A 12501-nucleotide genomic window follows, 5' to 3' on the forward strand; every position below is an offset into this window, starting at 1 on the left:
ACTTTGATAAGTAAACTTAAATGTAGGAGAGAAGAATAATGTCAGAAATGTATCGTTCTCGAGAAGAACGAAAACAAACGAAGAAAAAACAACAAGAAAGTGGAAAGTCCTCCAAAAAAGGATCATTGTTGAAAAAAATCTTACTTGTCTGTTTGTTGATTGGTATCAGTTTAGTAGGAGCAGGAGTTGTTATTTTCTTTTATATGATTAAGGACGCTCCTAAAATAGAGGCCTCAAAATTGGAGGACCCACTATCGACGAAGTTTTATGATAAAGACGGAAAATTTATCTATGAATATGGAAAGGAAAAACGAACAAAAATCACGTATGATCAAGTTCCAAAAGTGTTGGAACAAGCATTTATTGCTACAGAAGATTCTCATTTTTATGAACACCATGGTATAGACATAAAACGAACGGGTAAAGCAATTTTCGAAAACTTGACTGGGAACTTCGGATCTCAGGGCGGAAGTACCATTACACAGCAAGTTATTAAAAACTCATTTTTGTCCCCTGAAAAAACGTTAAAACGAAAAATACAGGAATGGTACTTGGCGTATAAATTGGAGCAAAAATATTCCAAACATGATATTTTAACAATGTACTTGAACAAAATTAATCTTGGAAACCGCTCTTACGGCGTTGCTGCCGCAGCGAAAAATTACTACGGTATTGAAGCGAATGATTTAAAAAAATTGACGCTTCCCCAGGCTGCCATGTTAGCTGGGCTGCCACAAAGTCCGAATAACTACGATCCGTCTAAACCGGAAAACGAAGAAGCAGCGACAAAGCGCCGTAACCTTGTCTTAAACTCTATGCATAGACAAGGTTATATCACAGAGCAACAAATGCAGGATGCAATGAAGGTTCCGGTAACAAAAGGTATTGTTCCGAAAACCAATCAAGAAGGTATGCCGTATGAAGCGTTTCTGGATGCTGCAACAAAAGAAGTTGAAGACAAGTTGAAAGACGTCAATATCGGTACGGATGGTCTTCAAATTTATATGACACTTGACCCGAAAGCGCAGCAGTATGCGGATAAAATCATGAATACGCAAGATATTGTGAGTTATCCGAACGACCGTTTCCAGGCGGCTTTCACGTTTATGGATTCGAAAACGGGTGAAGTGCGTGCCATTGGAGGTGGCCGCAATGAATACAAAGCAACATTTAGAGGAAATAATTTCGCAATTGATTTAAACCGTCAACCAGGTTCGACTTTTAAACCAATCTTTGATTATGGTCCGGCGATTGAAAATTTAAAATGGTCAACGTACCACCAACTTGTGGACGAACAGTATCATTACTCAAATGGAAAACCCATTCGAAACGCTTATACGGATTATAAAGGTCCTATGTCTATGCGAAACGCTTTAGTAGAGTCACGTAATATTCCAGCTTTGAAGACATTACAGAAAGTTGGTTTGAATAAAGCAAAAGAGTTTGCACAATCACTTGGAATTACGTTTTCTGGTAATCAGGTTTATGAGTCTTACGCAATTGGAAGTAACCTTGTGTCTCCTCTTGAAATGGCAGGAGCATATGGTGCATTTGCAAACGATGGTGTGTATACAAAACCGCATTTCGTTACAAAAGTTGTTTTCTCAGACGGTAAAGAAATAAGTTTTAAGCCGAAAGGCAAACGCGTTATGCATGACTATACGGCTTATATGATTACCGATATGCTTCGTGGTGTAGTGACTGCCTCTAACGGAACAGGTACAGCAGCTAATGTACCAGGTCTTGATATTGCAGGGAAAACGGGAACAACAAACTTTGACGACAAGACACTCAGTCAGTTCGGCTATCCATCTAAAGCGACAAATGATAGTTGGTTTGCCGGCTATACACCACAATACACGATGGCTGTTTGGACTGGCTATGCGAAGAATGGCGCGGGTAATTATATGCTTGGAGATACAACAAAAATCTCACACCTTATTTTTAAAGCAATGATTCAAGCATTCGGAACAGACACATCCAGATTTCAGCAGCCGGGCAGCGTATATCAAATGAATAATGAGCTGTACATTAATGGAGTTAGTCCTGACGCTGTTCCACCAGCAGCAGCTCCATCCTTGGCGCCATCCGCAGTTGTTTCACCGGAAGCTCAAAATCCGGAACAGGACGATAGTGAAGGAAATGATAATGAAAACCCAGGTCATGGTGGAGATGAAGAGAAAAAAGACAAAGATAAAAAAGATAAAGAGAAAAAAAATAAAGAGAAAAAAGATAAACATAAACATGAGCATGAGCATGAGCATGACTAAGGTAAGTGCCGAAAAGGGGAAACTTAGTCATAACATGTAATAATTTTAGTTAATTGAAGAAATAGGAGAAAGTTTTCATAAGAAAAGAGGTATCTCTCAAATGGTACCTCTTTTTTGATATGCTTTCGCCGAAATGATTACAATTAGAGAAATGGCAATCAGAATATAGGTGATACCTCCAATCAACCCTAAAGAACGTGGAGTAATGTATTGCAATGCGGATCCAGAAACAAACATAGATATTCCCAATACGGTATTTATGATTGTTGCTAATAGTCTAAACGTGGTTCCTTGGTGCTGTTCAGGGATTTCCTTCATAAGAATGGTATCAAAGCACGCATTACAAATCCCAGACATAAATGCAGCCCCGCAAAACATAAGAAAAGCAAAAAGTACTAAATGTGTTTGACTTAATAACAGTTGAAATATCCCTTCAAGTAATAGACATACTAAACCTGTAATAAGAAAATTTTTTCGTAATCGATTTGCAACAGAAAAGCTTAGCATTAAACCAATACCTAATGCACCATAAAAAAGACCTACACCTACATTTCCAAGATGGAACTCGTTAATCGCATACACACTGATTAAAACATTATCGATTCCATTAATAGAAGCTATTAATATTTCACAGAAAAAAAGAATTTGAACCGAAACGGACATCCAGATTACCTTTTTGAAGGTGGAGATTAGATTTTTTGACTTCTCTACTTTTTTAACGTTTTCACTCTCAGGAAATTTAATTGTATAGTTGATGGCTGCAGCTCCTAAAAATGATACTGCATTTAACCAATATGTTACATCAGGTCCAAAAATAGACGAAACGATTCCACCTGAAAATGCCCCGATGATTAAAACAAGTCCTATCATTACTTGTTCCAAACTATTCACTTTTACAAGATGTTTTTTATTAACAAGTCGAGGTATTGCTGATTTTCTTGCTGGTCCATATATAGCTTCACCAGCAGCTAAAATAAATGAACTAAAATAAACAATCCAGATATCTTCTTTACTTTGAACGAATATGAAGGACAAGGCAAATACAATCCTTATAAGGTCCGTTCCAACTAATATTGTTTTTCTTGAAAATCGATCAGCCAGCACTCCCCCGATTGGTCCAAAGAATAAAGAGGGTATCAATCGGATTGCTAAAGTCATTCCTACCGCCAAGCCTGAACCTGTTAAATGCAATAGCATTGCTAACACAGCTACAGAACTAAAGCGATCCCCAATACCATTAACAATTCCAGCTAGAAATAACTTCCGATATTGTATTTTATGTTTATCTAATTTTATATCTATCTAATTAGTTTGGTAAAAAATAAGGGCGTCGGGCGACACCCTTTACTTCAACCACCATAGCTCAACAGGATTTAATTCATATTGATTATTTTCTCGGTACATATATTGGCACATAATGAGCTCGCGTCTTAATGTTGCATAATCCTCATGAAATTGCTTTAAATATTCATTGATTTCTTTCTCTTGATAAACTTTCCCGAATTCTAATCCTTTGATCATATGCGAAAGTACGACAAGCTTTTTCTTTCGTTGTGCAGGATAATTTTTCAGCTTTCCATCTTTTGTGAAGAAATTATTGATAATAGCTGAACGTTCCTCTTCGGTAACCGACATTTCCATGTTTGAACCGCCTCCTGTTCCTACAGTAAAAATAGCCTTAGCATTCATCTCTAATATTTTCGTATTAAGAGAAAAAAAGATAGTATTTTTATCACGGCGTTCTTTTATAAGTCCAATGTCTCGGAGCTTCGTAATATGGTGTGTAATTGTTGGTGGCTTAAGCCCTAACTTCCCAGCAATCTCTTGCCCACTTAAAGGACTTTGTTGGAGCAGGGCAATAATACGAACCCGTGTAAGATCACCTAACGCCTTATGAAACTCAACAATTTTGTTTAATTGCATTCAAAACTCACCTACTTTGATTATTATCTAATTAGATAATAATTGAATCACTTTTAATATTCAAGTAGTTAAACAGTTTTTATTCAAAATAGTAAGATTATTTTAGATAATTAAATGATGGCGTAACGTCTTGAAGGGCTCTCTTAGTCAAAAAGCATTTGATGTAGTGAGAATGAAATTTTTGGAAAAGATGGGGGAGACTAACATTAGCTATTCGGCTTACGAAAATCCACTTATTGAAAAAATGGGGAAGTAAAAAGGTATCTCTAAAATATAGAAAAAATTTTAGAATAATGAACCAGAGGGGGAAAGTGGTACGTCACATGCATATGAGAATTTGAAAATACATCTTTATCCCGCATTAACGGGCAGTAGAGCCCTCACCTCAAGATTCAAAGAAAAGCGAAGAAGATAGGTAGGGGATAGTTGCTCGTAAAAGCCCAATCGGTTCAACTAACCATTAGTGTGGGATGAAGCCCCCCACTGATGGAAGTTTCACTTCATGCGGGTATTGTAGGTATCGTTTCTGTTCTCGTCCTCATATTTTTACTAAAGAAATTATAGTACATTTCTAAGCCTTTTTGATTCCATTGAATGTATGAAATTCAAGAAAACTACCCCCACAAAATGTTTCATTGGTTCGAATGATATATAAGAGGAATTGAGAATCAGTGTAATGCATGATATATGATATTCATCCTCAGTCTATTTAATCCTTATTAGCGGTTGTTCAAAAAGTATATATGCTTGCAACGTACAATGAGCAAGAACATTCTAGTTTGTTTTTTGGCATGATAATTACTTGTAGCAATCGGTTAAGCTGGAAGTCATCAACTAGTAAAATATTTAATGTTTGTACGAGAAGGAAATAAAAGGAGTATATTAAAAGAATGATAGAGAAAAAAACGCAACAAGAGAAAGAGCAGCCTAAAGTTATTTTTTATGATGCGAAAGGAAGAAGAAAAATATTTTTCAATTGGTTTCTATGTCTCACAATAATTATTATGATTATTGTTTTTTATTTTTTCTTTCGAAGTATTTTATCAACTGTGAATTTCCCGCATATGAAACTTTTTGGAAATCAAAATGAAAAAATTGTATCTATTAATGAAAAACTCAGTGATCAGCAGTTACAGAAAGAATTAAAAAATGAAGAATCTAAGTACTCTAATCCCCAAGAAGATAACACGAAATACGCCCCAAGTTCAGGGGTTAATAGTAAACAGCCTAAAGAAGTCTATGGTTTTTATGTAAACTGGGATGAAAATAGCACGACCTCTTTAAAGGATAATATCCGTTCATTAACCATGTTAGTGCCGGAATGGTATCACTTAAATGAAGATTTAACAATTAGTAGTGAGATTAAACCTGAAATTGTGCAGTTAGCGAAAGCAAATCATGTAAAAATTATGCCTCTAATCAATAATTTTACGCAAAAAGCTTCTGGTCCTGATGGTGCAGTGGTTGATAAGTTGTTGCATGCTCCGGCTAATGTACAGACAAAGTTTATTAATGATTTAGAAAAACAAATCGAAGCTAATCAATTTGCAGGTGTTAATATCGACTTTGAGTCAATACCTGAGGAAGATCGAAATGAATTAACAAATTTTATGAAAGAACTTACTACCGTGTTTCACCAGCATGATTTGCTTGTGACGGAAGATGTCCCTGCTGCTGATAATACCTTTGATTATAGAGCATTAGCTAAAGAAATAGATCGCATGATTGTCATGATGTATGATGAACACTATGAAGCGGGGAATCCTGGACCAATTGCTTCAAATAAGTGGTTTGAGGATACACTTAATCATTTAGATATTCCCTCAGAAAAACTTATAGTCGCTTTCGGGAACTATGGATATGATTGGGCAATGGATAGCAAAAATTCTGCTGAATCTTTAACTTTCTCAGACGTCATGAAGAAGGTTCATGATTCAAACTTAAAAATTCAATGGGATAAGACAAGTGGAAACCCTTATTTTCGATATAAAGAAGGAGTACATGAACATGTTGTTTGGTTTTTAGATGGTGTCACCCTCTACAACCAAATGAAGATTGCATCGAAGAATGATGCAAAAGGATTTGCGTTCTGGAGATTGGGAGCAGAAGATCCTTCTGTATGGAAAGCATTACACGATCCTATGGGGGTACAACGTAATCCGGATACACTACATAAAATCGCTAGTATAAATCAAGTAGATTATTCTGGTCAAGGCGAAATCTTAAGGGTTACGAATGCTGGACAAAATGGATACAGAGACTTTAAAGTAGGCAAAGATAGTTATCTTACAGATGAGGAGTATCAGTCGCTTCCTGCTTCATATCAAGTACAGCGTTATGGACAACCGAAAGGGAAACAGGTAGTACTAACATTTGATGATGGGCCTGATCCTCATTACACGCCGGAAATTCTAGATATATTGAATAAGTATAAAATTAAAGCGGATTTTTTTGTGGTTGGTGAAAATGCACAATTAAATACCGGTATTATTAAAAGGATATACGATGAAGGAAGTGAAATTGGCAATCATACCTTCACACATCCAAATATAGCAGATACTTCTCAGTTACGCACAAAAGTGGAGTTGAATACAACTCAGCGACTCATTCAAGAAATAACTGGCCACTCTACGGTTTTATTTAGGCCGCCATACGAAGCAGATGCTGAGCCGTATTTACCAAATGAGATACTACCTATTTTGCGTGCTCAAAATATGAACTATACAATGGTCGGAGAAAAAGTTGATCCTGAAGATTGGACGCAACCATCGACGAATGAATTAGTAAAACGTGTTCTTAAACCCATTTATAATGGTGAGGGACATGTTATTCTCCTTCATGATGCAGGTGGGAATCGTATCCATACGGTAGAGGCACTACCAATTATTATTGAAGATCTTAAAAAACACGGATATAGTTTTGTGACGATTTCAGATTTGATGGGTAAAAAACGGGATGATGTTATGCCTTCTGTTTCCTCTTATGATAAGTCGTACTTACCTTTCGATAGAGCTGTTTTTTCAGGAGCGGGATATTTTAATCACACATTAACGACTATTTTTTATATTGCTATTGGATTAGGTATTTTCCGGTTTCTATTTTTAATTTATTTTGCGTTTAAGCAAAAAAGGAAAACTACATCTCGTTCCTTTACTAATCCTGCTTATCAACCTTTCGTTAGTGTTGTGATAGCAGCATATAATGAAGAAAAGGTTATTGCTAAGACGATTCGTTCTATTATGGATAGTGATTATCCAGATTTTGAAATCATTATTGTTGATGACGGCTCGAAAGATGGTACGTCAAAAGCAATCAAAGAAGCATTTCATAACCACCCTAAAGTTCGTTTAATTCAAAAAGAAAACGGCGGTAAAGCATCTGCTATGAATCTAGGGATCCAAAAATCACGAGGAGAAATTGTTGTTTCTTTAGATGCCGATACCGTTATTGCTCAAGATGCTATTTCTTTAATGGTTAGACATTTTGAAGACCATAATGTAGCGGCAGTTTCAGGTAACGTTAAAGTAGGAAATAGGCGAAATCTGTTGACTACATGGCAACATGTTGAATACATTACAGGGTTTAATCTAGAGCGAAGAGCCTTTGATGAGTTAAATTGTATTACTGTAGTTCCTGGAGCTATCGGAGCATGGCATAAAAAACGGGTGGAAAAAGCTGGATATTTAAAGGAAGACACACTTGCGGAAGATACAGATCTTACTTTAACGCTTTTGCGTCAAGGATATCGAATTGTGTATGAAGAAAAAGCATATGCCTATACGGAGTCGCCTGAAGATGTGAAAAGTCTCATTAAACAGCGATATCGTTGGTCGTATGGAACACTCCAATGTCTTTGGAAGCATCGAAAAGCTTTATTTAATGTAAAACATAAAACATTAGGATTTATTGCATTACCAAATATGTGGCTATTCCAATTTATTCTGCAATCGATTTCTCCATTAGCAGATCTATTAATGGTTATAGGTATATTTAGTAGTCATCCCCTAAAAGTTTTGGGATTTTACCTTTTATTCTTTATAATTGACCTTCTTGCTTCACTCTTTGCCTTTAAATTAGAGAAGGAAAATCCTAAACCATTAGTCTGGTTAATTTTACAGCGTCTTATTTATCGTCAATTTATGACTTATGTTGTTATTAAATCTATACTTTCTTCTATTCGAGGAGTAGCAGTAGGGTGGAATAAACTTAAGCGAATGGGAAGTGTTGAGCAATCCCCTCGGCATAATGAGGCATCATAAGAGAGCAGATAATCTGCTCTCTTTTTGTTGTTAGTTGTATTTAACCTTGTCTCCACGTAAATAAAGGAAATCGTTGATTTGTCTGAAGGTTTTGGAAAACTTGAAAGACAAATGTCTCAATTGAATCAATAGTATTTGACCTATCTACTAGTACAAGGTTCAGGAATTGCAGATGCGACTGTTAACGCTTTACTGAAAATAAGCCGACATAATAGAAGTGATGAAAAGAGTTCCAAAGAATGCAGATAAAGGGAGCCAATCCGTATTTTACAATACGTTTACAGTTCGCGGACTTGAATTTTACAATCGGTTGTTACGATAGAAGTACTATCGATAGTAATAAAAAATCAATGGAGATGTTTATGGTTAACTTAATGAAGTTTAACAAATCATTCTTTTCATTCATCCTGATAGTTTCATTTCTACTCAGCGGTATTGTTGGCTATACGCCGGTGCATGCAGCAAGCGATGCATATAGTTTGATAGAAGCAGAAAACTTTAGTTCCAAGTCGGGTGCCTACCTTAAAGTCGAATCTTGCCCAGATGGTGGACAAAGTGTGGGAGGTACGAATGATAACCAGTATTTAGCATATAAAAATTTTGACTTTGGTAGCGGTGTTAATGGTGCTACGAAATTTAGTGCAAGACTTTCAGTAAAGGGATCAAATGCAGGTGGTAATATTGAAATCAGGCTTGACAGTCCGACAGGTCCTTTAGCAGGAACGCTTACTGTTGCTGCTACAGCACCAGACAACTGGAATGTCTATCAGACTCAATCCACCGATATCGCCAATGTTACCGGAGTTCATGATGTATACCTTGTACTTAAGGTAGCAGCGGGAAAAACATATGTAGCCAACCTCAACTGGTTTCAGTTTTCAAAAACGTTGAACAGCATTGACATTACAAAACCACCAGCAAAGACTGTTTACCGTATCGGAGAGAGTCTTGATATCACGGGTATGGTAGTTACAGGTACATACATCGACGGTTCGACAAGGGTGGAGGAAGTCAGACCTTCCGATGTAAGCGGATTCAACAGTTCAACTGCAGCGGCCAGCCAGACACTGACCGTTACAGTACGCGGTAAGACAGCAACTTATACAATAGAGATAAAGCCAAAGAGGCTAACAAGCATCACAGCACCTGCAGCGGTTACAGGAGTGATAAACGGAACAGCGCCTACAGCGGTATCCCTTGGATTGCCAAGTAAAGTAGCACTTGTGACCGATGGCGGAAATGTCGACGCACCTGTGACATGGAATATAGCTGCTTCAGGTTACGATCCGGCTGTAAAGACCGAGCAGAGTTTTACGGTAACGGGAACAGTAGATCCGCCAGCAGAGGTTACAAATCCGAATAATGTAGCATTGTCAACAAGCATCAATGTTACGGTTCTTGCTTCAACAACACCTGAGAAGGATACTAGCTATAAATTCAGTTTTATGTCCATTTCTGATACACATGCAAATGTACCAGGTGATTTCGCTAATGTCTCACTTAACAATGCATTGCAGGACGCAGTTAGTAATAATGTGCAAAATGTTAGCGTTGCTGGAGATCTTACCGGCTACGGAACAGATGCACAATATAATTTACTTATGAACACAATGAATAAATATCCTCAACTTAATTGCAATTATGTTTTAGGGAACCATGATGTAAGGTGGTTGTCGGGAGGATATGATACTGCTAAAAGCAGATTTTTGACACATACAGGTATGCCAGATGCTTATTATGATAAGTGGATAAACGGATACCACTTCATCTATTTGGCAACAGAGACTGATGATAAGGACAGTGCATATCTTTCAGATACCCAACTTCAGTGGTTAAATGATAAGTTGGCAGAGGGTGCAAGCAAAGATAAACCGATCTTTTTATTCCTTCATCAGCCACTAGATAATACTGTATATCAGGAATATCCTTGGGATCCTTATCAAAGTGATGAGGTACAGGATCAAAAATTAGAGGACATTATTGGGAAATATCCTCAAAGCGTTTTTATAACGGGACATATTCATTATCCTCTCACGTTACCGAGTACTTTTTATAACAAACAGTACTTTTCAATGGTAAGAGATGGAGCTGTTAAGGATTCAGGTCAAGGCTTGATTGTAGATGTTTATGCCGATAGGGTTGTGATAAACGGAAGAGACTTCAACAAAAAGAGTACGATAACTAATTGGACCATCAATAATTATACAACCGATGCACTTGCGGCGGATAAGCAAGCGCCTATCGCACCAACTAATGTCACAACGAAAGTAGTAACAGACAAGATGGTAAATCTGTCATGGGATGTAGCTACTGATAATTTTAAGGGTAATGTAGGGGTTACAGGTTACGATATTTATAATGGAGATACTCTGATTGGGTCAACAACAGGACGTACGAACTATAAAGTAACAGGATTGACTCCAAAAACGACATATCAATTTACTGTAAAGGCTAAGGATGAAGCAGGAAATGTTTCAGAGTCTAGCATTCCATTAAAAGTTACCACTTTAGGCTACGATCCTGCTCCAGTAAATCTGGCTCTGAACAAGACGGTTACAGCTAACGGAAGTATAGTGGGTTACGAACCGTCTAAGGCAGTAGATGGATCAGCTTCTAGTGGCAGTAAGTGGTCTTCAAATACTACTGTGGACAAATGGTTAATGGTTGATCTTGGACAAAATTATGACATATCCAGATGGGTAGTAAAGCATGCAGGAGAAGGCGGCGATACTTTATCTCTAAATACTAAAAATTATAAGCTTCAAGGAAGTCTGGATGGGACTACTTGGACTGACCTGGATTCTGTTACAGGAAACGTTTCAAATGTAACGGGCAGGTATATACCAAAAACCAACGTAAGGTATGTAAGGCTTTATATTACTACGCCGCAAAATGCTAATGAAACGGGAACTGCAAATATTTATGAATTTGAAGTTTATGGTCGAAGCGCCGATGTTCAACCGCCTGTTACAACGGTAACGACAGATGGGATTACCGGTGACAGCGCTTGGAATACACAGGATGTGAATGTGAAGTTCACAGCAGAGGACGATCCAACCGGAACTGGTGTAAATCGTATCGAGACAAGGGTAGACGGCGGCGATTGGACAAATAAGACCGAATTGACGCTGACTGCTGAAGGTATGCACAACGTTGAATATCGTGCTATAGATAACGTCGGCAATGTGGAAGCAGTGAAACATCTTGCTATTGGTATCGATAAGACGGCGCCGGCAATCGCGGTATCTGTACCGGGTGATGGAAGCATTCATGAAAATTCCGAGGATTTGACTCCTCAGTTTACATTGACCGACAACTTTTCGGGTGTCGACAACAGCAAGACGACGGTGACGATCGATACACATTCTTACAAAATCGGAACGACGATCCCGCTGTATACCTTGCCGCTTGGTCAGCATACTCTTGTTATATCCTACAGTGACCTAGCCGGCAATAAGGGGAGTAAAACCGTTCAGTTTCAGACAGTGGCTAGCATCGATTCCTTAAAGGCATTGGTGACACACTTTGCTGATACAAAATGGATCGATAATGCCGGAATTGCCAATAGCCTGCAGGCCAAATTGGCAAACAACGATTTGAACAGCTTTGTGAATGAAGTGAAGGCACAAAGCGGGAAACACATTTTAAGTGAAGCTGCAACCTATTTACTGCGAGACGCTCAATATGTGTTGTCACAACAATAGCGCATTTATCCCGCATTAACGGGCAGTAAGATCCCCACCTCAAGATTCGGAGAAAAGCAAAGAAGATAGGTGGGGGATAGTTCAATTACATTTGGATTGTTTGCTTTGCTGTTTTCCTTTATGTTCCTTTCTACAAATAAATACATTGCTGAATAATTTATAAAATTAAAAGGGGATAGTTTTAAATAAATATCTAAAGAACTTTCCCTCTTAAAAAGGTCTTAATTACTAACACAAAATATTTATCTAAAATAGGCGAGAATACTCCCACCTCAAGGAATGTGAAGGGCGTAGCCCAATGAGTAGGTGGGGGATGAATCGCCTTCGGACAAGGGATGGCTATTT

General features: G+C 37.7%; 5 protein-coding genes. 3 read left to right on the plus strand and 2 right to left on the minus strand.

Going from position 1 to position 12501, the window contains the following annotated elements; genetic code table 11:
• Nucleotides 1-38: 38 nt before the first annotated feature.
• Entirely contained in the window at nucleotides 39-2270 is a 2232-nt protein-coding gene (locus ACFQZ1_RS08380; RefSeq protein WP_377881670.1) for a transglycosylase domain-containing protein, read from the plus strand.
• 96 nt (nucleotides 2271-2366) lie between these two features.
• Here the strand turns inward: ACFQZ1_RS08380 and ACFQZ1_RS08385 are convergent, their stop codons facing one another.
• Nucleotides 2367-3572, minus strand: coding sequence for an MFS transporter (locus ACFQZ1_RS08385; RefSeq protein ID WP_377881686.1), 1206 nt, complete (start codon nucleotides 3570-3572; stop codon nucleotides 2367-2369).
• Nucleotides 3573-3614: 42 nt separating this feature from the next.
• Entirely contained in the window at nucleotides 3615-4193 is a 579-nt protein-coding gene (locus tag ACFQZ1_RS08390; protein ID WP_377881671.1) for a DUF2087 domain-containing protein, read from the minus strand.
• A gap of 893 nt (nucleotides 4194-5086) precedes the next feature.
• On the opposite strand from ACFQZ1_RS08390, the gene ACFQZ1_RS08395 reads away from it, so the two are divergent.
• Together ACFQZ1_RS08395 and ACFQZ1_RS08400 are read left to right on the plus strand one after the other, a co-directional pair.
• Complete coding sequence (locus ACFQZ1_RS08395) at nucleotides 5087-8452, plus strand: trifunctional glycoside hydrolase family 18/polysaccharide deacetylase/glycosyltransferase family 2 protein (protein ID WP_483861717.1); 3366 nt, start codon at nucleotides 5087-5089, stop codon at nucleotides 8450-8452.
• 362 nt (nucleotides 8453-8814) lie between these two features.
• Nucleotides 8815-12156: a carbohydrate-binding protein gene (locus ACFQZ1_RS08400; RefSeq protein ID WP_377881674.1), complete on the plus strand. Its 3342-nt coding sequence runs from the start codon at nucleotides 8815-8817 to the stop codon at nucleotides 12154-12156.
• Nucleotides 12157-12501: the final 345 nt, after the last annotated feature.

The sequence above is a fragment of the Bacillus sp. CGMCC 1.60114 genome, from assembly GCF_042676365.1.
Taxonomy (GTDB): Bacteria; Bacillota; Bacilli; order Bacillales; family Bacillaceae_G; genus Bacillus_A; species Bacillus_A rhizoplanae_A.

Excerpts from the sequence above, each read along its gene's own strand:
- ACFQZ1_RS08380 (WP_377881670.1), top strand. The coding sequence starts at position 39 with ATGTCAGAAATGTATCGTTCTCGAGAAGAACGAAAACAAACGAAGAAA.
- ACFQZ1_RS08390 (WP_377881671.1), bottom strand. The coding sequence starts at position 4,193 with ATGCAATTAAACAAAATTGTTGAGTTTCATAAGGCGTTAGGTGATCTT.
- ACFQZ1_RS08400 (WP_377881674.1), top strand. The coding sequence starts at position 8,815 with ATGGTTAACTTAATGAAGTTTAACAAATCATTCTTTTCATTCATCCTG.